Here is a 22,895-nt window from a genome sequence, read left to right as displayed (position 1 = left end):
CCGGAAGCAGACATGTCACAACCTCGTTTCTCTCGCGTAATACAAACCGCACGCCCTTCCATAGTTCAAGAACGCCCAGCAAGCGCCCTCGAACACGTACAGCCCATACACCCGAGTAGCAGAGCAGCTGCGCCTCAGCGCAGCTTTTCCATCATCTGGTAATACCACATGCCGGCGGCCAGCATCGGGTTGCCGAACACGTCGCCCATCGGCACCTTGATGTGCTTGCAGGCGGCGAAGGTGTCGTAGTGGCCGAGGGTGCCGGTCAGGGCGTTGGCCATGATCTCGCCTATAATGTGGGTGGTGGCGATGCCGTGGCCGGAGTAGCCCTGGCAGTACCAGACGTTCTGCGACAGCTTGCCCAGCTGCGGGATGCGGTTCATCACGATGCCCATGGCGCAGCTCCACTGGAACTCGATCTCCACCCCCTTGAGCTGCGGGAAGGTGCGCTCGATGCACGGGCGCAGTTCGCCGGCGATGTCGCGCGAGTCGCGGCCCGAGTAGTTGGCGCCACCGCCGAACAGCAGGCGGCCGTCGGCGGTCATGCGGTAGTAGTCGAGCACGAAGCGGCAGTCGTACACGGCCAGGGTCTGCGGGTTGAGTTCCTTGGCCAGCTCGCCCAGCGGCGCGGTGGTGACGATGCCGCCCATGGCCGGGAAGATCATGCCCTTGAGCTGCTTGCGCGCCAGCTTGTGGTAGACGTCGCCGGCCAGCAGCACCTGCTTGGCGTCGATGCGGCCGCCAGCGGTGATCACCGCCGGGTTGGCGCCCTGGATGATGTCCAGCACCTCGGAATGCTCGAAGATCAGCGCGCCCAGGCTCTCGGCGGCCTTGGCCTCGCCGATGCACAGGTTGAGCGGGTGCAGGTGCATGTTGCGGGTGTTCTTGATCGCGCCCAGGTACAGGTCGCTGGCCAGGTGCTCGCGCACGCCGGCGGCGTCCAGCAGGCTGACGTCATCGCCCATGCCGCGCTCGACGGCCTCGGCATAGGAGGCCTGCAAATCGTCCATGTGCGAGGGCTTCATCGCCGCATGCAGGTGGCCGTGGCGCAGGTCGCACTGGATGCCGTACTTAGCCACCCGGTTCTTGATGATCTCGTGACCGCGCCAGCGCAGGTGCCAGATGAAGTCGTCGACCTCCTCGCCCAGAGTGTTGCGCATCTGCTTGCGCATGGCCGCATCGCCGGACAGGCTGCCAGTGACCTGGCCACCGTTGCGCCCGGTGGCGCCCCAGCCGATCTTGTGGGTCTCGACTATGGCCACCTTGAGGCCGCGCTCGGCCAGCTCCACGGCAGTGGCGACGCCGGTGAATCCGCCGCCGATGATGGCGACGTCGACGCTGACCTGGCCCTGCAGGGTCGGGTAGTTGGTTTCCTCGTTCAGCGTGGCGCTGTAGTAGGACGGGGCGCGCTCGGCGGCGGCGATCACGGGGCGGGTGGCGGCGTTCATCGTGTTTTCCTCTGCGGCCGGCAGTACGTGGCCGGCGATTCTTGTTCTGTACGGAGCGCTCGCTGCGCCACGGCAGGCAAGCGGGGAGCAGCACAGCGGCTGCGTGGTTCAGGCGGCGAAACTGGCATCCGGAGGCCGCGCGTGACGGCAGTGCCAGAGGGCCCAGAAGGCCAGCACGGGGTAGCCACGGCGCCCCCACCAGAGGGGCCGCGCGCAGGCGATAGGAAAGGAAGGGAAATTCATGATTCCGCAGCCTCGCACGGCGGCTAACGGGGTTTAAATCCGATTCTTTGCACTTTCAGTTAGGAATCCGCTAAACAATCAAGTTCAGGGGCGGTAGCTGAAGGGTTGCCCCAGCCCGCGCTCGATCTGCCCGGACAGTTGCCAGACGCCGGCCAGCACACCGTGTTCGCGGCTGCGCAGCAGGGCCTGGGTTTCCTGCTCCAGGGTCGCCTGCAGGCCAAGGCGCAGCTGCGCCTCGCTCTGCGGCCGGTCGTTGGCCCGGGCGATGGCGGTGAACAGGGTCACGCCCAGCGACAGCGCACCGCCGGCAGCCCGTCCGAGCAGTGCCGATAGCGCGCTGGCGGCGCCACTGGTGGCCATCTCATCGACCAGCCGCTCGCTGGTACGCGCGGCCACCAGGGAGATGCCGGGATCGCTGGACCAGTCGCCACCGGGGCTCACCTGCACCCGTTCGAGCAGCACCGCATAGGCCGGCAGGCGTTCCAGCGGATCGGCACGCAGCAGCTGCAGGAGCGAGGCATCGGGAGGGCCGCTGATGGCTGGCAGTGCGTCGAGGCGCGCCTCGAACTGTGGCTGCGGTACGCCATGACGCGCCGCCATGCTCTGCAGGCGCATATCCAGCTGGCGTATGTAGATTCTCAGGGCGCCGCGCTGGATGCGCTCGGGCGAGATGTCCTCGGCCACCGGCTCCAGCACCTGCTCGCGGTACTCCTCCTGCAGGTAGGCGGCCAGCCGCTCCACCTCGTCGCCGCCGAGCTTGTACCAGGACACCCGGATGCCCAGCCACTGCTGGGTCCAGTAGCCGGAGAACCAGGGAATGAACTCCTCCTCGGTCTGCTGCTGCACCAGCAGCAGCCAGCGCCCCATGGCCGCCACCGCGTACTGGCGGGCCTGGTCTTCGGCCTCGCGCGAGGCGGCAGCGATGGCCTGGTCGACCTGGCTCCAGGTGTGCGCGGAAACCTGCACCGGCGGTGCCGAGGCGCAAGCCGCCAGCGCCAGCAGCGGCGCGGCGAGGAGCAGGCGCAGCCAGGGCATCTCGATGCCTCCCGCGCCATGCCGGGCCCGCGGGCGGGAGCAGATGGCGCCGCTGCGCCCGTCCTTCCTGAGTATAGGTGCGGGCTACTGGCGCTCGTGCAGCCTGGCCAGCATGCGCTCGGCGTTCTCCGCGCACTGCATGCCCGCCGGCTTGTTCTCGATGTCGGCGATGGTGGCCAGCAGTTGCGCGCGGTTCTGCGCCAGGCGCGCCTGCATCGCCTCGATCTCGCCGACCTTGGCCCTGAGCGCGGCCAGCAGCTCGTCGTGCGGCCAACTCTTGGCCACCGGGTCGGGCAGCAGGCGGCGGATTTCCTCCAGGCTGAAGCCCGACTGCTGGGCACAGGCGATCACCGCCAGGGTTTGCTCGGCCTCCGCTGGGTAGTCGCGATAGCCGTTGCTCTGGCGCTGCGCGGCGATCAGCCCGCTGGCCTCGTAGAAGCGGATGCGCGAGGGCGCCAGGCCGGTGCGCCTGGCCAGTTCGCCGATTTTCATGCCGATGCCTCCGGGCTATTGACCTTGAAGTTGACTTTAACCTTAGTCTTGCCGCACACGCCACCGCGGAGCCCTCCATGAACGCCTTCCAGCCCCTGCTACTGCCCAACGGCACCCAGATCCCCAACCGCATCGCCAAGGCGGCGATGGAGGAAAACCTGGCCGCCCTCGACCAGGGCCCCTCGGCCGAACTGCTGCGCCTGTACCAGGCCTGGGCCGAGGGTGGCGCCGGCCTGCTGCTGACCGGCAACGTGATGATCGACCGCCGCGCCATGACCGGCCCCGGCGGCGTGGTGCTGGAGGACGACCGCCTGCTGCAACGCTTCCGCGACTGGGCGCGCATCGGCCGCGCCCAGGGCGCGCAGTTCTGGATGCAGCTCAACCACCCCGGCCGGCAGATGCAGGCCAACCTCGGCCAGCCGACCGTGGCACCCTCGGCCGTGGCCCTGGAACTGGGCAGCTTCTCCAAGATGTTCCCGCTGCCGCGGCCGCTGAGCGACGAGGAAATCGGCGAGCTGATCCAGCGCTTCGCCCGCAGCGCCGCACTGGCCGAGCAGGCCGGCTTCACCGGCGTGCAGATCCACGCCGCGCACGGTTACCTGCTCAGCCAGTTCCTCTCGCCGCTGAGCAACCATCGCACGGACAGCTGGGGCGGCCCCATCGAGAACCGCGCGCGCCTGTTGCTGGAGGTGGTCAAGGCGGTGCGCGCGCAGGTGGCGCCAGGCTTCTGCGTGGCGGTCAAGCTGAACTCAGCGGACTTCCAGCGCGGCGGCTTCGACGCCAGCGATGCCAAGCGCGTGGTGCAGATGCTCAATGAACTGGACGTCGATCTGGTCGAGCTGTCCGGCGGCAGCTACGAGGCACCGGCCATGCAGGGCGACGCCCGCGACGGCCGCACCCTGGCGCGCGAGGCCTACTTCCTCGAATTCGCCCGTGAGATCGCCCAGGTGGCACGCATGCCGGTGATGGTCACCGGCGGCATCCGTCGCCTGCCGGTGGTGCAGCAGGTGCTCGACAGCGGCCTGGCCATGGCCGGCATCGCCACCGCGCTGGCCATCGAACCGGCCCTGCCGCGTCAGTGGCAGGCCGGGCAGAACAGCACGGCCGAACTGCCGCCGATCCGCTGGAAGCGCAAGGCGCTGGCGTCGCTGGCCTATATGGCGGCGGTGAAGTACCAGCTGCGCCGCCTCAGCCAGGGCCGGCGCCCCAACCCCGGCGTGTCACCGCTGCGCGCGCTGCTCGCCGAGCAGCTGAAGACCGCCCGCCGTGCCCGTCAGTACCGGCGCCTGATGGCCAGCGCCTAGGGCGCGAGATGCCCGCTCTTGCACCAGAGCAGGCAGCCCTCGTTGCTGCCCGGGCTATGGCTGAACTGCGCCGGGTAGCGCAGCCAGCTGCCCGCAGGATAGGTCCCACGCTCGTCCTGCAGGCTGCCTTCGAGCACGAGCAACTCGGCGCCGCCGGGATAGCCCTGTAGTGCTTGCGCGGTGCCGGGCGCCCAGCGCTGCAGGCGCACCTGCTCGGCGGCGAACGCGTGCAGGGCCAGCTCGCGCTGGCCGGGCAGCGTCCCCGGCGTCCACTCGGCGCGGCGGCTGTCGATCACCACTTCGGCGCGGTCGGCCGCGTCGAACTGCATCAGCTTGACGAAAATCGTGCAGCCCTCGCGGCTGAACGGCGCGTGGCGGCTGCCGATGGGATTGCGCACGTAGGTGCCGGCCGGATAGTCGCCGCGTTCGTCGGAGAACACCCCCTCCAGCACCAGGAATTCCTCACCGCCCGGATGCCCGTGCGCGCTGAAGTGCGAGCCCGGCGCGTAGCGCACGATGGAGGTGGCCCGCGCCAGCTCCTCGCCGATGCGGTCGAGCATCCGCCGCTCCACCCCGGCCAGCGGCGAGGCCACCCAGGGCGTATCGCCCGGGCGGATCACCACGGGCAGGGCGAAGTCGGCGTTCAGGCGCACCGCGCGCTCACCAGCTGCCGACGTTGGGCATGGACACCCAGGGTTCGGCCGGCGCCAGCGGCTCGCCCTTCTGCAGCAGCTCGATGGAGATCTGGTCCGGCGAGCGCACGAAGGCCATGTGGCCGTCACGCGGCGGGCGGTTGATGGTCACGCCGTGTTCCTGCAGGCGCAGGCAGGCGGCGTAGATGTCGTCCACCGCATAGGCCAGGTGGCCGAAGTTGCGCGCGCTGCCGTAGTCCTCGGGGTCCCAGTTGTAGGTCAGCTCGACCTGGGCATCCGCATCGCCCGGGGCAGCCAGGTAGACCAGGGTGAAGCGGCCCTGGGGGTAGTCGCGCTGCTTGAGTACTTCCAGGCCGAGGGCATCGCGGTAGAAGCGCAGGGAGGCGTCCAGATCACGGACGCGCACCATGGTGTGCAGGTATTTCATCGCTCAGTTCCGTTCCACAAGGGTCAGCAGGGCCTCGGCACTGGCGTCCGAGGAAGCGGGATTCTGCCCGGTGACCAGCAGACCGTCGACCTCGACATGGCTGTGCCAGTCGGCCGCCCGGCCATAGACGCCGCCGTGGGCCTTGAGCATGTCCTCGACCAGGAAGGGCACCACGTCGGTCAAAGCAACCGCCTCTTCCTCGCTGTTGCTGAAGCCGGTGACGCGCTTGCCGCGCACCAGCGGCGTGCCGTCCGCGGCCTTGACATGGCGCAGCACGCCCGGCGCGTGACAGACCGCGCCTACCGGCTTGCCGAGGGCGATGAAGCGCTCGATCAGGGCGACGGAAGTGGCGTCCTCGGCCAGATCCCAGAGCGGGCCATGGCCGCCAGGGTAGAACAGCGCATCGAAGTCTTCGGCGCGCACCTGCGTCAGCGGCACGCTGGTGGCCAGCAGTTGCTGCGCCTCGGCGTCCTCGGCAAAGCGCCGGGTGGCGGCGGTCTGCGCGTCAGGGGCATCGCTCTTCGGGTCGATCGGCGGCTGGCCGCCCTTGGGCGAGGCCAGGGTGATCTGCGCCCCGGCATCCTTGAACACGTAATAGGGCGAGGCGAATTCCTCCAGCCAGAAGCCGGTCTTGTGCCCGGTGTTGCCGAGTTGGTCGTGGGAGGTGAGTACCAGCAGAATCTTCATGGTCAGCTCCTCGGGCCTGGGCCCGCTGCGATGGCTATGGGTAGAGGGTAGGTCGGCCGCTATGGCCCGGTATATTTCTCGCATCCAGAAAGCGGATATCGCCCAGCCGGCTGCCAACCTGCGGCGGGCACCGCTCGCCGAGCCGCTGAAAAGCGCCCGGCGCATCCTTCAGGACAGGCGCCTGCTGGCTCAGCGCGCCTCCAGCTGGTCGATCAGGGCCTCGGCCAGGGCCTTGTCGGAGAAGGGGTTCTGCCCGGTGATCAGCTCGCGGTCGACCACCACGTGCGGCTGCCAGGCCTTGGCGTACTGCATGTCGCCACCGGCAGCGGCCATTGCCGGGGCCGGGTAGTAGCGGATGCGCGCGCCATCCAGGGAGCCTTCGAACACCGCCTCCTCCGGGTCGGAGAAGATGGTCATGCGGTAGCCCTGGTAGGTCCAGTCCTTGGCCGCCGGCCGTTCGCCGCTGACCAGCGCCGCCTCGTAGCCCTGTGGGTCGGCCTGCGCCGCCAGCAGCGCGATGGGGCCGTGGCAGATGGCGGCGGTGGGCTTGCCGGCCTGGTGGAAATGGCGCAGCAGGGCGCCGACCTGCGGATTGTTGGCCAGGTCGATCAGCGGCGCATGGCCACCGGGGATGAACAGCCCCTCGTACTGCCCCAGGTCACCGGCCAGCACCTCGTCGAGCGACAGGCTGTCTTCGATGCCCGGCAGCCCGGCCACCACCTGCTGGATGCGCTGCATCTCGGCGGCGTCGCCGCCGAAGTACTGCGGGTCGACGGACTTCTGATCCACGCTCGGCGCATTGCCCCTGGGCGTCACCAGCACCAGCTCGTAGCCGGCCTTGAGCAGGCAGTCGGCCGGCACGCCGAACTCGTTGAGGTAGTAGCCGGTGGCGTAGTGCTGGCCATCTTTGAGCACCAGCTGGTTCTCGCTGGACAGCAGCACCAGCACCTGGCCCTTGGGCTCGGCGGCGAAAGCCGGGGTGGCGGCGAGGCCGGCGAGCACGGCCAGGGCCAACGGGTGGAAGGTCTTCATGGGCGGTCTCCGTTGAATGAGGCGAACGTGGGGCCGTTCGGATGAGGCGAATCTTAGGCGGGCGGTTATGATTCGATAATTCGAAAGCTTTTATTTCTGGTATCCAAAAAGTGAATATCGCCAACAAGGACCTCAACCTGCTGCTGGTCTTCCACGTGCTCTACCAGGAGCGCAACGCCTCGTTGGCCGCCGCGCGCATGGCGCTGAGCCAGCCGGCGCTGAGCCACAAGCTGAACAAGCTGCGCCACGAGCTGGGCGATGCGCTGTTCGTGCGCGCCCCGCGCGGCCTCACGCCAACGCCGCGGGCCCATGAACTGGCGCCGCTGGTGCAGGGCCTGGTGGCCGAGCTGGAGGCCTTCTACGACCAGTGCGAGGGCCGCGACTTCCTGCAGCGCGCCGAGCGCATCCACCTCTACACCACCGACTACATCGAGCAGACCCTGCTGCCCGCCCTGCTGCCGCGCCTGCGCGAGCAGGCGCCCAACCTGCTGCTGATCACCCACAACACCCGTGGCCTGTTGCCGCGCGAGGAGCTGGAGAAAGGCACCTGCGACCTGGCCATCGCCGGCTTCTACGCCAACCTGCCGGACACCTTCCGCCAGCAGCGCCTGCTCTCCGAGGACTTCGTGGTGCTGGCCGCGCGCGACCATCCGCGCCTGGCCGGGGGGCTCGACCTGCCGGCCTACCTGGCCTGCGAACACCTGCTGACCACCCTCACCGGCGACCTCAACGGCCTGGTCGACCGCGCCCTGCAGGCCCAGGGGCAAACGCGCCGGGTGGCGGCCGGGCTGTCCAGCTTCATCGCGCCGAGCCGCCTGGTGCGCGGCAGCGAACTGTTGCTGACCTGCCTGCGCTCGGTGGCCGAGGAAGCGGTGGCACGCGACGCCTCGCTGGTGTTGCACCCCGTGCCGGCGGGCCTGGAGTTGCCGCAGGTGGAAGTGATGCAGATCTGGCACGAGCGCACCGACGCCGACCGCCTGCGCCGCTGGCTGCGCCAGCAGATCCAGCAGGTAGCGAGCGAACTCAGACGCTGAGGCCGTCCAGCGCCAGGCGGCTGCGCTCGAACCAGCCAAGCAGGTAGTCCGCCAGCGCCTGGGTGCGGCGCGGCAGGGCACCCTGCCAGGGGTGCACAAGGAACACCGGGGTGCTGCGCGTCTGGTAGTCGCGCAGCAGCCATTGCAGGCGGCCATCGGCCAGCTCGTCCTGGACCATGTAGGACGGCAGGCGGGCGATGCCGGCGCCGCTCAGCGCCGCCTTCTTCAGCAGGCTGTAGTGGTTGCTGGCCAGCTGCCCGGACACCGGCACCCGCTCCAGGCGGTGCTGGCGGTGGTACAGCCACTGCTCGAAGCCGCTGTAGTGGGTATTCAGCAGGCACTGGTGGCGGCTCAGCTCGGCCGGCGTCTGCGGCGCCGGGTGGCGCGCCAGGTAGGCCGGCGCGGCGCAGGTGATTTCCTGCAGGGCGAACAGCGGCCGCGCCACCAGGCGCTCGTCCTGCTCCACGCCGGAGCGGATGGCCAGGTCGAAGCCGTCGGCCAGCAGGTCGCGGTAGGCGTTGGCCAGGTCCAGCTCGACCTGTACCTGCGGGTAGCGGCTGGCGAAATCCAGCAGCAGGGCATCGAAGAAGGTCTCGCCGAGCGACACCGGCACAGTCAGGCGCACCGTGCCGGCCACCTCGTCCTGCAGGCTGCGCACCGTCTGTCGCGCGCGCTGGGCCTGGGCCTGCAGCGCCTGGGCCTCGGGCAGCAGGGCGGCGCCGGCGGCGGTCAGGTGCAGGCGCCGCGTGGTGCGGTGCAGCAGCTGGCTGCCGAGGCTGCGCTCCAGGCCGCTGATGCGCTTGGACAACTGGCCCTTGCTGCAGCCCAGGCGCTCGGCGGCGGCGGTGAAACTGCCGGCCTCGACCAGCAGGGCGAAGGCGACCAGGTCTTCCAGCTCGCTCATGGCACGGCACTCATTGTTTCCATATGAGAACCAAAGGTTTCACATTGCCTGGATTATTGGCAACCCAATCAACCCTAAGCTGGCTCCACCAACCCCTCACTCAGGAGCCACAGCATGAAAATCATCCTCGTCGGTGCCAGCGGCACCATCGGCCAGGCCATCGACCGCGAACTGCGCGAGCGCCACGACATCGTCCGCGTCGGCCGCAACAGCGGCGAGCTGCAGGTGAACATCGCCGACCCGGCGTCGATCCGCCGCCTGTTCGAGCAGACCGGCCCGTTCGACGCGCTGATCAGCGCCGCCGGCAACGCCCACTTCGGCGCGCTGGAGGAGCTCAGCGCCAAGGAGTTCGCCGTGGGCCTAAACGACAAGCTGATGGGCCAGGTCAATCTGGTGCTGATCGGCCGCGAGTTTGCCAACGACGGCGCCTCCTTCACCCTCACCTCCGGCGTGCTCAGCGAAGACCCGATCCGCTACGGCGCGGCGGTCAGCACGGTGAACGCCGCGCTGGACGGCTTCGTCCGCGCCGCCGCCATCGAGCTGCCGCGCGGCCTGCGCATCAACGGCGTGAGCCCGACCATCCTGGAAGAATCGCTGCCGGCCTACGGCCCCTACTTCCGCGGCTTCAAGGCAGTGCCGGCGGCCACGGTGGCACTGGCCTACGCCAAGAGCGCCGAGGGCCGGCAGACCGGCCAGGTCTACCGCGTGCTCTGATCGCCACGGTTGCCTGACGGGGCAGACGGTGGCACGGTGAAGCCCTGTTTCAGACAAGGACGCCCACCATGAACCGAATCCTGCCCCTTTCCGCCCTGCTCGCCGGCGCCCTGCTCGCCGGCTGCGCCTCTAGCCCGCAGCAGGACAGCGCCAAAGCGCCCAAGGGCGACGGCCGCTGCAACGCCGAGCCGGTGCAGCACCTGCTGGAAGAACGCATCACCACCGACCTGGCCGAGCGCGCGCGCATCGAGTCCGGCGCCGCGCAACTGCGGGTCACCCACCCCAACCAGCCGGTGACCATGGACTACAACCCGCAACGCTTGAACATCGATATCGACGATGACGACATCATCATCCGCCTGAGCTGCGGCTGATCACAGGCGTCAGGCTCATCTGCAGACGCCGCACCAGCCCGTCACTCACCAGTTGGCCAAGCACCTGCATATGCGGCAGCTGCAGGTGCGCCTCCAGCGCCTGCAGCGACACCCAGTGGCCACGCAGCTGCCACTCCTGGCCCTGGCGTTCCAGCTCACAGCCCAGGCAGGCGGCGTCGGCGCGCACGCATTGCAGCAACGCGCCGAGACGCCGCTCCAGCATCGCCTCCTGTCCCGCTGCCGCCTGGCAGCAGGCCAGGCTGACTATCGTTCGCTTCATGGCATCGCTCCCTTGTCACTCAGGTCACAGAGACTGCGGCCGAGCGGAGCGTAGGGGTTAGCCGGATACTGTCCGGCATTTGCCTGATTCTGCCGAGAAAGTTGCGCAGACGGCCCGGACATTGCACTCTGCCAGCATCTGCCACCCGCCGAGACCGCCCTTGAGACCCTTGCTGCTCGCCCTGCTGCTCGCCACGCTGCCGGCCTCCGCCGCGGACTGGCAGGTCTATACCCACAGCCTCGGCGCCCAGGCCAGCACTGTTGACGGCAGCCTGCGCGGCCAGCCACACGGCGGCAAGCGGGCTTTCTATGTCGAACTGGTACGTGCCCTGCTCGGCGAGCTGGGACAACCGCAGAGCATTGTCGAGGTGCCACTGGCGCGCGGCCTCAAGCTGGTGCAGTCACGCAACCATGTGGTGCTGTTCAATCTCAGCCGCACCGAAGAGCGTGAGCATCTGGTGCACTGGGTCGGCCCGACCCTGCACGAGACCGACTACCTGTACGAACTGAGCGTGCGCCCCACCGGCATCCGAAGCCTGGCCGACGCTACCGACCTGCCGGTCTGCGTACTCAACGGCAGCTCCCATGACAGCCTGCTGGCCGAACACGGCTTCACCCAGCTGCAGCGCGCCAACTCCTATGCCGGCTGTTTTCGCATGCTTGCCGCCGGCCGCGTGCTGCTGGTCGCGTCGGCCGACAGCGACCTGCCGAGCAAGCTGGCGGAGGCCGACGTGGAGCTGGCCGAGGTGACGCCCAGCGCGGTGTCACTGGGCCACGACCATGGCTACATCGCCCTGTCCCTGGATACGCCGGCCAGCGAGGTGGCGCGCTGGCGCGCGGCCCTGGCCCAGCTGAACCGCGACGGCCGCTACCGGCAGCTGTACGACCACTACGCCCACTGAGCAGGCGAACAACCTGCACGATACTGCCCGAGACTTGCCTAATCCTGCCGAGATAACCCGGACGGCCGACTTTCCCGCCGCGTGCCGGGTAAGCTGCGAGCCACCCCGGAGGAACGCCCCATGCCAGACGCCAACGCCGTGGACAGCCAGCGCCTGCAGCTGGCCGAGCTGATCGCCCGTTTCGCCGCAGCGGACGGCACTCACGAGACCGACATCGCCAGCCTGGTGCTGTATCGCGCCAGCGCGCCCTCGCCGATCATCCACACCCTGTACCGCCCGGCCCTGTGCATCATGGCCCAGGGCCAGAAGGTGGTGCGCCTGGAGAGCGAGAGCTACTGCTACGACCCGCTGCACTACCTGGTGGCCTCGGTGACCTTGCCGGTCACCGGCGAAGTGACCCTGGCCACGGCCGACGAACCCTACCTGAGCCTGCGCTTGGACATCGACCCGGCCGAGCTGGGTGAGCTGATCGCCAGCGCCGGTCCCATCGGCGTGCCCAGCCGCGGCAACGGCCGTGGCCTGCATGTCGACCAGCTGGACGCGCCGCTGCTCGACGCGGTGCTGCGCCTGCTACGCCTGCTGGAAGCGCCGCGCGACATCGCCATGCTCGCCCCGCTGGTGCGCCGCGAGATCCTTTACCGCCTGCTGTGCAGCCCGCAGGGCCAGCTGCTGCGCGACATCGCCACGGCGGACAGCCAGGCGCACCGGGTCAACCGTGCCATCGAGTGGCTGAACCGGCACTACGACGCGCCGCTGCGCATCGACGAACTGGCGCGCGTGGCCAACCTGAGCACCTCCACCCTGCACCACCGCTTCAAGGCGGTGACCGCCATGAGCCCGCTGCAGTACCAGAAGCAGCTGCGCCTGCAGGAGGCGCGACGCCTGATGCTGTGCGAGAACCTGGATGTATCGAGCGCCGGCTACCGGGTGGGCTACGAAAGCCCGTCGCAGTTCAGCCGCGAATACAGCCGCCTGTTCGGCGAGCCACCGGTGCGCGACCTGGCGCGGCTGCGCAGCGCGATCTGAAGCGCTACCAGTCGAGCTCGATACGGCTCTCGAAGCTGCGCGGCTCGCCGCTCAGCGGGTCGGCGAAGGCCAGGCTGTGGGCCAGCAGCTTGAGCGGCCGGGTGAAGTCGTCCACGCCCTTCTCGTCGACCAGCTCGGGGTAGAAGGTGTCATTGGCGATCGGCGCGCCGAGGGCGGCCATGTGCACGCGCAGCTGGTGCTGCTTGCCGGTCACCGGGAACAGGCGGTAGCGCCACTGTTCGCCGTGGCGCTCCAGCACTTCCAGCAGGGTCTCGCTGTTCGGCTCGCCCGCCACCTCACGCATGCGGAAGAACGGCTCGCCCTTCTCCAGGCGGCTGTGCCGACGCAGCGGGAAGTCGTATTGCGGCAGTGCCGGGGCGATGGCCTGGTAGCGCTTGTCGATGCGCCGTTCGCGGAACAGTGCCTGGTAGGCGCCGCGGCTGGCCGGTGCGGTGGAGAACAGCACCAGCCCGGCGGTGTGCCGGTCGATGCGGTGCAGCGGTGCCAGGTGCGGGTTGCCGGTCTCGCGCACCAGGCGGGTGAGCAGGGTTTCCTCGGCGTAGTCGCCGGCCGGCATCACCGGCAGGAAGTGCGGTTTGTCGGCCACCAGCAGGTGCGCGTCCTGATGAAGGATCTGCGCCTGGAACGGAATCTGCCGCTCGTTCTCGATCTCGCGGAAGTACTGCACGCGCAGCGCCTCGCGGTAAGGGGCATGCGGGCCCAGCGGCTGGTCGCGGTCGTCCAGCACCAGGCCACGGGCCATGCGCTGCAGCCAGGTTTCCCGGGAGATCTGCGGGAAGCGCGCGCACAGGCAGTCGAGCACGGTTGCCCAGTCACCGGGCGGCAGGTGCAGGAAACTGGGGCGGACGTGCAGGGGGCGCAACGACATGACAGGGGCTCGACGACGGGGCTGCGCATTATTCCGCAGTCAGCGGAAAAACGCCGCCCCGGTCATCTGTTGGGGTCGATCCACGCCTGGCTGTCACTGTCGGGTCACGGTGCCGGCGGCGCATGATCGGCGACCGATACCCAGGAGTTCGCGATGAAGACCATAGGCCTGCTCGGTGGCATGAGCTGGGAGTCCACCCTGCCCTACTACCGCCATATCAACGAAGCGGTGCGCGAGCGCCTGGGCGGCCTGCATTCGGCACGACTGGTGCTCTACAGCCTGGACTTCCATGAGATCGAAGCGCTGCAGCGCCAGGGCGACTGGGCCGCCGCCGGCACGCTGCTGGCCGATGCGGCCAGGCGCCTGGAAAGTGCGGGCGCGGACTTCCTGCTGCTGTGCACCAACACCATGCACAAGGTGGCGGATGCCATCGAGGCAGCCAGCGCTCTGCCGCTGTTGCATATCGCCGACCCGACCGCTGCCGCCATCCAGGCGGCCGGCCTGCAGCGGGTCGGCCTGCTCGGCACCCGTTTCACCATGGAGCAGCCCTTCTACCGCCAGCGCCTGGAGGATCGTCACGGCATTCAGGTGCTGGTACCGGACGAACCGGACCGCGCCGAGGTGCATCGGGTGATCTACGAGGAGCTGTGCCGGGGCGTCGTCAGCGAGGCCTCGCGGCAGGCATACCGCCAGGTCATCTCGCGCCTGGTGGCGCGTGGCGCCCAGGCGGTGATTCTGGGCTGCACCGAGATCGGCCTGCTGGTACGGGCCGACGATGCCGAGGTGCCGCTATTCGACACCTGCGTGCTGCATGCGCAGGCGGCCGCCGAGCGGGCGTTGAGCTAGCCGATCAGCTGCGCGATGCGCTCGTCATACAGCATCACCCGATCGCGGCCGGCAGCCTTGGCCGCGTACAGCGCCTTGTCGGCGCCCTGGATCAGCGCTTCCGGTCCCTTTTCCAGCACCACGCCTTCCGCCGGCCAGTAGACATTGACCCCGGCACTCAGGCTCAGGCGCCGCCAGGGCGAGCCGGCGTGAGCCACGGCGCGCTCTTCCAAAGCCATGCGCACCTGCTCGGCGACCTGCAGGGCACCCTCGCGGTCGGTCTCGGGCAACAGCAGGCAGAACTCCTCGCCGCCATAGCGCACTGCCAGGTCGGCTGGGCGCTTCTGCGCGTCGCGAATCACCTCGGCGACCAGGCGCAGGCATTCGTCGCCGGCCGAATGGCCGTAGATATCGTTGTACTGCTTGAAGTAGTCGACATCGAAGAGCACCAGCGCCAGGGGTCGCTGCGAGCGATTGGCGCGGGCGAACTCGTCGCTCAGCGCCCGAATGAAACGGCGGCGGTTGGCCAGGCGCGTCAGCTCGTCTTCCAGCGCCTGTTGCTCCAGACGCTGATTGAAGGCACGCAGGGCGTCGCGGGTGGCGATCAGCTCCACCTCGGTGTGCTGGGCCTGCTTGATCAGGCGCAGCAGATGAAAGCCGAACAGCCCCAGCAGGGCCATCAGCAGGGCGACGATCAGCACCTGACGCAGGGTATCATCGCGCCAGTCGGCGAGGATGTCGTCCTTGGCCAGCGCAGCGATGATCACCAGCGGGTAACCCTGGACCTGCCGGTAGCTGTAGATCCGTACCACGCCATCATTGATCGAGGGCAGCATCGCGGTGCCGCTCGGGCTTTGCGGCAGCAGCCGGCTGAAGATCTGGCTGTGGGTCACGCTCATGCCGATCATCGGCTCACGAAACGGGCTGTGCAGGATCAGGGTGCCATCATTCAGCACCAGGTTGATGGTGCCCTGCTGGCGAATGTCGAAGGTGGCGTAGAACTGGCGGAAGTAGTCGATGGACAGCGTCGCCAGGGCCACGCCGGCGAAGTTGCCCGCGCCGTCTTCCAGGCGCCGCGACAGCGGGATGATCCAATCGCCGGTCATGCGGCTGCGGATCGGCCGGCCGACGCGGGGGCCGTGGTCATCGGGGTGATCGCGGTGGTAGATGAAGTATTCGCGGTCGGCGTTGTTGGCCCCTGGCGGCACCTCGCCGAAGGAGTTGACCAGCCAGCGACCGTCGCGGTCATAGGCGAACAGTCCATGCAGCTCGCCCTGCTCGTGGACATGCATGCGCATCAGCTGCGCCAGGCGTTGCAACTGCGCGGGCTGGCGACCATCGGTCTGCAGACGCTCGACCAGATCGAGCAGGACGGTGTCGGCCTTCTTCAACGAGTCACTGGCCTGGCGGGCCAGTGCCGCCGCCAGGTTGGACGTCTCGATCTCGGCATCGCGCAGCTGGACCTGGCGCGCTTTCCACATCAGCCAGCCGTCGGTGGCAAGCAGCGACAGGCAGACCAGCACCACGAAGACCCGGGCCAGTGGCAGCACGCCCGGCTTCTGCCACCAGCGACGACGGCTGCTGTCTTCATGGTTGCCTGCACTCATCGAATATCGCCGCCCGCCTTGTGGCCCACTGTCTGAAATATAGAAAAGCGCCGTCAGGGTCAATAAAGAAGCCCCGGCGCGGCTGCCCGAGGCATTATCGCGTAGCCCAACAGGTCCGGGGACGGAAAAACGCGACACCCCTTGTCTGCCTGCTCACCTGATTCACGTTCCTGCCATCACTCCTGTTCATGCTGGTCGGCGGCCCCTGAAGGTCAGCGCGGCGCCAACCGCCAGCTCCGCTGGGGTCGGGGCAGCCTCACGTACTGCGCGACTGGCCGTGCGTCTGGCATGACGATTGGCATCTTCGGCCGGGACTTGGCCGGCGCGGATGCTTACACTAGCGGGCATTGCCATCTGCCCGAGAGCCCGCCATGACCGACGCTGCATCCTCCACCGCCATCATCATCGGTGCCGGCCATGCCGGCGGCGAACTGGCCATTGCCCTGCGCAACGAGGGCTGGGAGGGCCGCATCCTGCTGCTCGGTGAGGAAGCCCACCTGCCCTACCACCGCCCGCCGCTGTCCAAGGCCTACCTGGCCGGCAGCGTGGAGAAGAGCAGCCTGTCGATCCGCCCGCAGATGGCTTACGACAAGGCCAATGTGGAGTTCATCGGCAGCGTGCGCGTCAGCCGTATCGACCGCGCCAACCAGCGCCTGGAGCTGGCCGACGGCTCGCAGCTGGCCTACGACAAGCTGGCCATCGCCACCGGCGGCCGCCCACGCCCGCTGAGCGTGCCGAATGCCGCGGTCGCCGAGCGCTGCGCCAACCTCCACTACCTGCGCACCCTGGATGATGTCGAGCAGATCCGCGCCCAGCTGGCACCGGGCAAGCGCCTGGCCATCGTCGGTGGCGGCTACATCGGCCTGGAGGTGGCGGCCTCGGCCATCGCCCAGGGCCTCCAGGTCACCGTGCTGGAAGCCCTGCCACGGGTGCTGCAGCGGGTTACCGCCGCCGAGCTGTCGGCCTACTACGAGCGCAAGCACCGCGAGGCCGGGGTGGATATCCGTACCGGCGTGCAGGTGGCCGACCTGGAAGTAACGGGCGATACGGTCACGGCCGTGCTCTGCGCCGACGGCAGCCGCCTGGCGGCCGACCTGGTGGTGGTCGGCATCGGCCTGCTGGCCAACACCGAGCTGGCCGCCGAGGCCGGGCTGCAAGTGGACAACGGCATCCTGGTCGACGAACACGCGCAGACCAGCGACCCGCACATCTACGCCGCCGGCGATTGCACCAACCATCCCAACGCCCTGCTCGGTCGCCGCCTGCGCCTGGAGTCGGTGCCCAATGCCCTGGAACAGTCACGGGTGGCCGCCGCCAACATGGCCGGCAAGGCCAAGACCTACGCCTCGGTGCCCTGGTTCTGGTCCGACCAGTACGAGCTGAAACTGAAGATGGTCGGCCTCGCCGAAGGCTTCGAACGCCTGGTACTGCGCGGCGACCCGGCAACCGACAGCTTCAGCGCCTTCTACCTCAAGGGCGACAAGGTACTGGCCGCCGACACGGTGAACCGCCCGCAGGACTTCATCGCCGCCAAGCGCCTGGTGGCCGAAGGCATTGCCGTGACAGACGCGCAGCTGGCCGACGACAGCAGGCCGCTGAAGGAGCTGCTGCCGGTACCGGCAGCCTGAGCCTGGCGATAGTCCCCTACGAAACGAAAGACACCGGCCAAGGCCGGTGTTTTCATTCGTAGCCCGGATGCAATCCGGGGGGCGGAGCTGCCTGTTTCCCGGATTGCATCCGGGCTACACGGCGGCGCCTCCCACGCCCACGTGTGGGAGAACGACCGAGGCAGCCAGCACAGTAAAGAGGGTCACAGCCCCCCCATACCCTCCCTCCCCAGCCCTCTCCCCAGCCCTCTCCCGTAAACGGGAGAGGGAGCAAAAGCCATCACGCATTGATCACCATCACGGAATCCACGACCACAGCTCCACATCGATAAAGCGGAAGATCGCCCGAGTGAAGGCCTTCCACACCGGCAGGGTCTCACCAGCGGACTTGGCATAGCCAGTCATGCCGGACTTCAGCTCGCCGCCCGGGTTGTCGATCACGGTCAGCACCTTGACGTACTTGCCGGCGGTCTTCTCCACCACGTTGGCATCGATCTGCGTTACGGTGCCGTCGAACAGCCTGTCCGAGTAGGCCAGCGGCTTGACCTTGAGTACCGCGCCCGGCTGCACGTAGCCGATCTCGGTTTCCGGTACCTCGATCTCGGCGAACACCCGCTCAGCCTTCTCCACCACGGCGAAGGGTTCGCCCGGCGGCTGGAACTTGCCGACCTTCTGCTTGAGCAGCAGGGTGATCAGCTTGCCGTCCATCGGTGCACGCAGCTGCGAACGCTCGATCTTCGCCTGGTACAGGTTGCGTTCACTCTGCCAGCGCTGTACCTGCGCCTCGGCGGCGGCGATGGAGTCCGGGGTGGCACCACTGCTGACCAGCGCCAGGTTGGCCTCGGCGACCTTCACCGCCATCAGATCCACTTCGTACTGGCGACGCGCCTGGTCGGCCTGCTGGGCGGAGACACCGCCCTTGGCCAGCAGGGTGATATGGCGCTGGTGGTTGGTCAGGCTGAACTGGGTCTGGGTGCGCGCCATGTCCAGGCTACGCCGGGCCACGTCCACCTCTTCCGCCCGCGGTCGCGCCTTCAGCTCGGCGACTATCGCCTGCTCCTCGGCGATGCGCGCCTCGGCAATCTTCACCTGCGCGGCCAAGTCGCCGGTGGCCAGGCGCGCCAGCACCTGACCGGCCTTAACCTGCTCGCCGCCTTCCACCAGCACCTCGGTGACGATGCCGCCGATATCGCTGGCCACCTGCTGCTGCTCGGTCGGCAGAATCACGAAGGAGCCGCCCGGCTCGTAGGGATAGGGCAGGAACAGGCAGATCAGCAGCGACAGGGCAAACACCCGCCCGGTGTAGCGCGCCAGCTTGTTGTCCGGGCGGGCGCCAACCTTCTGCTCGACGTTTTCCGGCAAACGGCGGCGCTTCCAGCGCTCGTACTGGATGGCGCGCTCGTACATCTCGTTGGCCGACTTGAACTTGCGATAGGTCAGCACGCTCAGGTAGCCGATCAGCACCGTGCAGGCCAGCACGCCGGTGCCGCCGAAGTTGACCTGCAACCAGCTGCCGACCAGCAGCAGGGCAATGACGAACAGCAGCACCGAGTACAGGATCGAGGCCAGGCCATAGGCCACCAGGGCGGTGTCGTTGGCTTCGCGATAGGCATCGCCCTTGATCCGGCCGAACAGCGCCTTGAACGCCTTGCCGCGCAGCTGCGGCTCGTTCACCAGCACCGCGATCAGGTGATAGCCACTGCTCTTCGACAGCGGATTGAGCGTCAGCAGCAGCGCCACCCCACTGGTCATCGCCAGGGCCAGGCCGGCAACCGGCAATGTACCGTTGGAGGCACGGCTCAGGTACCAGGTGAACACGCCCAGGCTGAACAGCGCCAGGCGCATCAGCACCGGACCACCATGCAGCCACAGACGTTCGCGCCGGCTCAAGCCAACCAGATGGCGGATGCGCGGCATGAAGCGCGGCAGGAAGCCGAGCATGAAGGCCAGTGACAGGCTGTACACCGTACCGCGGTACTTCTGCGCGGTGAGCGCCAGGGTCAGGGTGCATAGCAGGTTGACGGTGAACAGGCTGAACAGCACCTGGCCAACGGCACCAAAGCCCGACAACAGCCGCGTGGCATCCTGATGCGCCTGGCCATAGTTGTTGAGCAGGATACCCAGGGCCAACCCGAACAGCAGCGGCAGGACGAAGACGCCGTACCTCAGGGGCTCCAGCCAGCCCTGCAGGGACTTGAGCAGGCCATGCGGATTGAACAGGTGCAAGACCGGGATCTGCAAGGTGTCGTCCATCCCCGCCGCATCGCGTACCCCAGCCTGCAGCGGCTCGCCAGCGCCTCGCCCGGCATCGCTGGCGGCAGCAGCATGGCTCGGCGACGCCGTCTTGAGCGGTGCCGCGCTGATCGGTGCCGGGGCCGGAGCGGCCGCCTCGCGCCGCGCCGGCGGGGTGGCCTTGTCACGAAAGCGCGCAACCTTTTCCTCCAGCAGGCGCTGCAGGTCTTCCTGCAGCTGCTCGCGGTACTGCGCCACCAGCGGATGGGCAGCGGCGGCCAGGCCCAGCAGGCGCTGATCGATCAGGTTGACCAGCATCGCATCCAGCTCGCCACGGCTGAGCATCTGTGCAAAGCGCCGCTCATAGCTGGCCGCGATGGCGACGAACTCCTCGTCCACCTGCATCATCTCGAGGATGAAGAATTGCCGGGTTTCCAGCTCCCATTGCAGCTGGTTGGCCGGGTCGAGCACCACATACAGCGGCTCCTGCCGGCCGTTGCGCAGGAATACCTGCAGCCCCTTGCGCAGCAGCAGTGGCGTGGCGATCTTGCGGGCATCGCCGAGATCGGACTCTTTCTTCGCGGAGATATTGCCGTTCATAGCACGGGGCTTCCTGTGGACCGGTCACGGATACCGGCGCTGGGTGCGGCCGAGGTCATCTGTTTGCGCGGGGCGAAGAACACTTCGCAGCCGCCGCGCGGGTTGTCGATGTAACGGTCCCCGCCCAGAGGCCAGACCTTGGGACCGAAGGGGTTGGCAGCGCCGAGGAACAGGCCGTAGGGCGAGGAAACGATGGTGCGCATACCGATGTTGTAGGGGTTGCCCATGCCATCGGTGGTCACCGGCACCCAGTTCTCGCCGTCGTAGCTGCGGTAAAGGTCGAAGCCCGACTGGCGCTCGAAGATGAACTGCTCGCCGACATGGTTGACGATGTTGAGGAAAGGCTCCGGCCAGCTGTCGCGCCGGGCGTAGCCGAGCAGGCCGCTCCAGTCGAAGGTCGACAGGTACAGCCAGCCCTCGTGCTCGGCCATGCGCCAGAAGTAGCCGTTGAAGAAGTTGTCGAAGCCGGCCATGTAGCCCGACAGCGGCTCCTTCCAGCCGCTGTCGGTCATCCGTGCATCGCCCACCAGCAGGTCCCAGCGTTTGTCCGGGTGGATGCGGATCAGCTCGGGCGGCGCCGGCCCCACACCGTTCTGCCGGTCGATGCCGCCGCCCTGGATGGCGCTGCCGACGTACATCGCCCCCTTGAAGGGATACATGCTCAGCACCGACTGGTTGAGCGGACCACGGCCGGCGCCGTCGGCGATCACCTGCTCCCAGTGGTAGGGCTTGCTCTCGCAGGTGCTGCGCCACACCTGGTAGCCGCTCAGGTTGAAGGTGCCGACGTACAGATGGTCGCCGAACGGACACATCTCGAAGATGGTCTTGTTGCCGTCGTCGCCGAAGCCGAAGTCGCTGACCGCCTCCCACTGTCCCAGCTCGGGCGCCGCGCTCTCGTAGACGATGGAGTGCGAGGAGACATTGGGGTTGCCGCCACGCGAGCCGGCCGGGGTGGTGTACATGCGCCCCTTGAAGCTGACCATGGTGCGGATGGTGGTTACCGGCAGGCCCATCAGCCCCGGCTCGCAGCTGGGCGTGAAGTTCAGCCCGTCCTCGCTGCGCAGCAACAGCGGCCCCGGTCCCTTGGCCGGTGACCAGGTGCTGACGAACAGCGCCGGCTTGTGCCCCGGGCTGCCGGGATACACGCACATGCCGCGAAAGCCCAGCTCGCGGGGAATCTTCGAGCCGTCGCTGCCGACGATGGTCGGCGCCTTGAACACCCGTTTCCACTCGTCCTTGCGCGGGTTGTAGCGCCAGATCTCGGCGTGCAGATCGAGATCGAAGGGGTTGGCCGGACATTCCACCGGCCAGGGGTCCATGCTGATCGGCAGGCGCGCCTTCATCAGCGGGAAGTTGCCACGCGTGGTACCGACATACAGGTGGTCGTTGAACCAGGCCATGGCATGGGCATAAGCGTTGATGCCGTCGCCGAAACCGTTGCGCGCGATCAGACGGAAATCGTCCTCGTTGAGCCCGGCCGGCACGCGCATCTTGCTCGGCAGGTTGAACATCGACCCGGCGCGCACCTTGCGCGCCAGCACCTCGGCGATGAAGGCGTTGAGATGGTCGAGGGCCTCGTCGAAGTCGCCGAAGGGCCCCTGCTCCTTGCCCTCGCGGGTGGCGTAGAACCACTGCTCGGCACGGCTGTACAGGCGATCGCTGCGAAAGAAGGCCCTGGTCTGGTCATCCTCGGCACGGCCCTGGCGCTGACCACTGGCGCGGCGCAGGAAGAACTCGAAGGAACGGATCAGCTTCTGCGGCCGCGAGGCCGGGAAGAAGTGCCCGGCGCCGCGCACCTGGCGGAAGTCGGCGCGCGGCCACACGCTCAGCAGCAGCTCGCCAGTGGTCACCGCCTGCGAACGCTCGCCGTAGATCGCCAGGATCGGGCAGTCGAGCTGGCGCAGGCGTTCCACATCCAGGCCGTCGTCGCCCATCAGCTCGGCCTGCGCCGAGGTGGTTTCCAGCAGCCGCACCCACTGGTCGGCAGTGCGCTTGCCGGAAGCGCCCATCAGCGGGTTGATCAGCTCGCGCAACGCTTCCGGCAGCTCGCGCTGATTCAGTTGCAGGGTCGCCGCCTCCTTGAGCAGGCGGTAGCCGAAGTAAGGTTCGCGGGTGTTCAGGGCAATGCCGTTGTCGTCCAGGATGCGCTGGATGTGGTCGGCATAGCGCCAGTCGGCACCGACGTTGCGAATGGCGGCGATGTGCGTATCGGCGATGGTCAGGCTGCGAAAGCGCTGCGGCTGCTCGCAGGCCAGGTTCAGCGCGATGGTGCCGCCGAAACTGTGGGCGATGAAATGCGCCCTACCGATACCCAGGTGATCGAGCAACTGACGCAGGTCCTCGGCCTGTTCGGCCGGGGTGTAGCCCTGCTGCGGCATGCTCGAGCGACCATGACCGCGCAGGTCGTACATGGTCACCCGATAATTGCGTGCCAGCGCATGGCCGATCTGCAGATACCAGAACGCCAGGTTGGCGGCGAGGCCGTGGATCAGCACCACGTCCTCGACCTCGCCTTGCGTGCGCTCGCAGGACAGCTGTTGGTAGTGCAGCCGGACTCCGTTGACCTCGGCCATCGCCATTG

General features: G+C 68.1%; 21 protein-coding genes. 8 read left to right on the top strand and 13 right to left on the bottom strand.

Annotated features, from left to right (window positions below):
• Window positions 1-134: 134 nt before the first annotated feature.
• From PA6_RS19295 to PA6_RS19285, 3 genes are all read right to left on the bottom strand, one after another.
• A complete protein-coding gene (locus PA6_RS19295; RefSeq protein ID WP_021702654.1) occupies window positions 135-1,448 on the bottom strand; it encodes an NAD(P)/FAD-dependent oxidoreductase in 1,314 nt (437 codons plus the stop codon).
• A 327-nt stretch (window positions 1,449-1,775) separates the two neighbouring features.
• Window positions 1,776-2,726 (bottom strand): hypothetical protein, encoded by a 951-nt coding sequence (locus tag PA6_RS19290; protein WP_021702653.1) that lies wholly within the window; start codon window positions 2,724-2,726, stop codon window positions 1,776-1,778.
• Between the two features lie 84 nt (window positions 2,727-2,810).
• Window positions 2,811-3,218 carry a MerR family transcriptional regulator gene (locus tag PA6_RS19285; protein WP_021702652.1) on the bottom strand — a complete coding sequence of 136 codons (408 nt, stop codon included), beginning with the start codon at window positions 3,216-3,218 and terminating at the stop codon, window positions 2,811-2,813.
• 77 nt (window positions 3,219-3,295) lie between these two features.
• Between PA6_RS19285 and PA6_RS19280 the strand changes: the two genes are divergently transcribed.
• Complete coding sequence (locus PA6_RS19280) at window positions 3,296-4,522, top strand: NADH:flavin oxidoreductase/NADH oxidase family protein (RefSeq protein ID WP_021702651.1); 1,227 nt, start codon at window positions 3,296-3,298, stop codon at window positions 4,520-4,522.
• On the opposite strand, the gene PA6_RS19275 is transcribed toward PA6_RS19280, so the two are convergent.
• The 4 genes from PA6_RS19275 to PA6_RS19260 form a co-directional block, all read right to left on the bottom strand.
• Entirely contained in the window at window positions 4,519-5,175 is a 657-nt protein-coding gene (locus PA6_RS19275) for a cupin domain-containing protein (protein ID WP_021702650.1), read from the bottom strand. The two genes, PA6_RS19280 and PA6_RS19275, sit on opposite strands and share 4 nt — an antisense overlap.
• Before the next feature lie 7 nt (window positions 5,176-5,182).
• A complete protein-coding gene (locus tag PA6_RS19270; RefSeq protein ID WP_021702649.1) occupies window positions 5,183-5,602 on the bottom strand; it encodes a VOC family protein in 420 nt (139 codons plus the stop codon).
• A gap of 3 nt (window positions 5,603-5,605) precedes the next feature.
• Window positions 5,606-6,289, bottom strand: coding sequence for a type 1 glutamine amidotransferase domain-containing protein (locus tag PA6_RS19265; protein ID WP_021702648.1), 684 nt, complete (start codon window positions 6,287-6,289; stop codon window positions 5,606-5,608).
• Between the two features lie 189 nt (window positions 6,290-6,478).
• Entirely contained in the window at window positions 6,479-7,321 is an 843-nt protein-coding gene (locus PA6_RS19260) for a type 1 glutamine amidotransferase domain-containing protein (protein WP_021702647.1), read from the bottom strand.
• A 110-nt stretch (window positions 7,322-7,431) separates the two neighbouring features.
• On the opposite strand from PA6_RS19260, the gene PA6_RS19255 reads away from it, so the two are divergent.
• Window positions 7,432-8,355 carry a LysR family transcriptional regulator gene (locus tag PA6_RS19255; RefSeq protein WP_021702646.1) on the top strand — a complete coding sequence of 308 codons (924 nt, stop codon included), beginning with the start codon at window positions 7,432-7,434 and terminating at the stop codon, window positions 8,353-8,355.
• Here PA6_RS19255 and PA6_RS19250 read toward each other — a convergent pair.
• Window positions 8,345-9,259 (bottom strand): LysR family transcriptional regulator, encoded by a 915-nt coding sequence (locus PA6_RS19250; RefSeq protein WP_021702645.1) that lies wholly within the window; start codon window positions 9,257-9,259, stop codon window positions 8,345-8,347. The genes PA6_RS19255 and PA6_RS19250 overlap by 11 nt on opposite strands.
• Window positions 9,260-9,373: 114 nt before the next feature.
• Between PA6_RS19250 and PA6_RS19245 the strand changes: the two genes are divergently transcribed.
• On the top strand, window positions 9,374-9,973 hold the full coding sequence (locus tag PA6_RS19245; protein ID WP_021702644.1) for a short chain dehydrogenase: 600 nt from the start codon (window positions 9,374-9,376) through the stop codon (window positions 9,971-9,973).
• A gap of 68 nt (window positions 9,974-10,041) precedes the next feature.
• Window positions 10,042-10,347, top strand: coding sequence for an I78 family peptidase inhibitor (locus PA6_RS19240; RefSeq protein ID WP_021702643.1), 306 nt, complete (start codon window positions 10,042-10,044; stop codon window positions 10,345-10,347).
• On the opposite strand, the gene PA6_RS19235 is transcribed toward PA6_RS19240, so the two are convergent.
• Window positions 10,325-10,627 (bottom strand): putative quinol monooxygenase, encoded by a 303-nt coding sequence (locus PA6_RS19235; protein WP_021702642.1) that lies wholly within the window; start codon window positions 10,625-10,627, stop codon window positions 10,325-10,327. The two genes, PA6_RS19240 and PA6_RS19235, sit on opposite strands and share 23 nt — an antisense overlap.
• Before the next feature lie 160 nt (window positions 10,628-10,787).
• On the opposite strand from PA6_RS19235, the gene PA6_RS22550 reads away from it, so the two are divergent.
• On the top strand, window positions 10,788-11,528 hold the full coding sequence (locus PA6_RS22550; RefSeq protein WP_162149689.1) for a substrate-binding periplasmic protein: 741 nt from the start codon (window positions 10,788-10,790) through the stop codon (window positions 11,526-11,528).
• A 120-nt stretch (window positions 11,529-11,648) separates the two neighbouring features.
• On the top strand, window positions 11,649-12,554 hold the full coding sequence (locus tag PA6_RS19225; RefSeq protein ID WP_021702640.1) for an AraC family transcriptional regulator: 906 nt from the start codon (window positions 11,649-11,651) through the stop codon (window positions 12,552-12,554).
• A gap of 4 nt (window positions 12,555-12,558) precedes the next feature.
• Here the strand turns inward: PA6_RS19225 and PA6_RS19220 are convergent, their stop codons facing one another.
• Window positions 12,559-13,443, bottom strand: coding sequence for a pseudouridine synthase (locus tag PA6_RS19220; protein WP_021702639.1), 885 nt, complete (start codon window positions 13,441-13,443; stop codon window positions 12,559-12,561).
• Between the two features lie 153 nt (window positions 13,444-13,596).
• Between PA6_RS19220 and PA6_RS19215 the strand changes: the two genes are divergently transcribed.
• Window positions 13,597-14,289, top strand: coding sequence for an aspartate/glutamate racemase family protein (locus PA6_RS19215; protein WP_021702638.1), 693 nt, complete (start codon window positions 13,597-13,599; stop codon window positions 14,287-14,289).
• Here the strand turns inward: PA6_RS19215 and PA6_RS19210 are convergent.
• The gene (locus PA6_RS19210) at window positions 14,286-15,875 is read right to left on the bottom strand and encodes a sensor domain-containing diguanylate cyclase (RefSeq protein WP_021702637.1); all 1,590 of its coding nucleotides are present in this window, start codon (window positions 15,873-15,875) and stop codon (window positions 14,286-14,288) included. The genes PA6_RS19215 and PA6_RS19210 overlap by 4 nt on opposite strands.
• Window positions 15,876-16,246: 371 nt before the next feature.
• Here PA6_RS19210 and PA6_RS19205 point away from each other — a divergent pair, with 371 nt between their 5' ends.
• Entirely contained in the window at window positions 16,247-17,503 is a 1,257-nt protein-coding gene (locus tag PA6_RS19205) for an NAD(P)/FAD-dependent oxidoreductase (protein ID WP_021702636.1), read from the top strand.
• 276 nt (window positions 17,504-17,779) lie between these two features.
• On the opposite strand, the gene PA6_RS19200 is transcribed toward PA6_RS19205, so the two are convergent.
• Both PA6_RS19200 and PA6_RS22955 read right to left on the bottom strand, forming a co-directional pair.
• Window positions 17,780-20,314 carry an HlyD family secretion protein gene (locus PA6_RS19200; RefSeq protein WP_021702635.1) on the bottom strand — a complete coding sequence of 845 codons (2,535 nt, stop codon included), beginning with the start codon at window positions 20,312-20,314 and terminating at the stop codon, window positions 17,780-17,782.
• Complete coding sequence (locus PA6_RS22955) at window positions 20,311-22,893, bottom strand: alpha/beta fold hydrolase (protein ID WP_021702634.1); 2,583 nt, start codon at window positions 22,891-22,893, stop codon at window positions 20,311-20,313. Before PA6_RS22955 ends, PA6_RS19200 begins: the two co-directional genes overlap by 4 nt.
• Window positions 22,894-22,895 lie beyond the last annotated feature (2 nt).

The sequence above is a fragment of the Aquipseudomonas alcaligenes NBRC 14159 genome (genome assembly GCF_000467105.1).
GTDB classification, from domain to species: domain Bacteria; phylum Pseudomonadota; class Gammaproteobacteria; order Pseudomonadales; family Pseudomonadaceae; genus Aquipseudomonas; species Aquipseudomonas alcaligenes.
The sequence above is the reverse complement of the archived record's forward strand: the minus strand, read 5'-3'. Positions and strand labels throughout refer to the sequence as shown.

Coding starts and splice junctions, on each gene's coding strand:
- PA6_RS19295 (WP_021702654.1), bottom strand. CDS start 1,448: ATGAACGCCGCCACCCGCCCCGTGATCGCCGCCGCCGAGCGCGCCCCG.
- PA6_RS19290 (WP_021702653.1), bottom strand. CDS start 2,726: ATGCCCTGGCTGCGCCTGCTCCTCGCCGCGCCGCTGCTGGCGCTGGCG.
- PA6_RS19285 (WP_021702652.1), bottom strand. CDS start 3,218: ATGAAAATCGGCGAACTGGCCAGGCGCACCGGCCTGGCGCCCTCGCGC.
- PA6_RS19280 (WP_021702651.1), top strand. CDS start 3,296: ATGAACGCCTTCCAGCCCCTGCTACTGCCCAACGGCACCCAGATCCCC.
- PA6_RS19270 (WP_021702649.1), bottom strand. CDS start 5,602: ATGAAATACCTGCACACCATGGTGCGCGTCCGTGATCTGGACGCCTCC.
- PA6_RS19265 (WP_021702648.1), bottom strand. CDS start 6,289: ATGAAGATTCTGCTGGTACTCACCTCCCACGACCAACTCGGCAACACC.
- PA6_RS19260 (WP_021702647.1), bottom strand. CDS start 7,321: ATGAAGACCTTCCACCCGTTGGCCCTGGCCGTGCTCGCCGGCCTCGCC.
- PA6_RS19250 (WP_021702645.1), bottom strand. CDS start 9,259: ATGAGCGAGCTGGAAGACCTGGTCGCCTTCGCCCTGCTGGTCGAGGCC.
- PA6_RS19245 (WP_021702644.1), top strand. CDS start 9,374: ATGAAAATCATCCTCGTCGGTGCCAGCGGCACCATCGGCCAGGCCATC.
- PA6_RS19240 (WP_021702643.1), top strand. CDS start 10,042: ATGAACCGAATCCTGCCCCTTTCCGCCCTGCTCGCCGGCGCCCTGCTC.
- PA6_RS19235 (WP_021702642.1), bottom strand. CDS start 10,627: ATGAAGCGAACGATAGTCAGCCTGGCCTGCTGCCAGGCGGCAGCGGGA.
- PA6_RS19225 (WP_021702640.1), top strand. CDS start 11,649: ATGCCAGACGCCAACGCCGTGGACAGCCAGCGCCTGCAGCTGGCCGAG.
- PA6_RS19220 (WP_021702639.1), bottom strand. CDS start 13,443: ATGTCGTTGCGCCCCCTGCACGTCCGCCCCAGTTTCCTGCACCTGCCG.
- PA6_RS19215 (WP_021702638.1), top strand. CDS start 13,597: ATGAAGACCATAGGCCTGCTCGGTGGCATGAGCTGGGAGTCCACCCTG.
- PA6_RS19210 (WP_021702637.1), bottom strand. CDS start 15,875: ATGAGTGCAGGCAACCATGAAGACAGCAGCCGTCGTCGCTGGTGGCAG.
- PA6_RS19205 (WP_021702636.1), top strand. CDS start 16,247: ATGACCGACGCTGCATCCTCCACCGCCATCATCATCGGTGCCGGCCAT.
- PA6_RS19200 (WP_021702635.1), bottom strand. CDS start 20,314: ATGAACGGCAATATCTCCGCGAAGAAAGAGTCCGATCTCGGCGATGCC.
- PA6_RS22955 (WP_021702634.1), bottom strand. CDS start 22,893: ATGGCGATGGCCGAGGTCAACGGAGTCCGGCTGCACTACCAACAGCTG.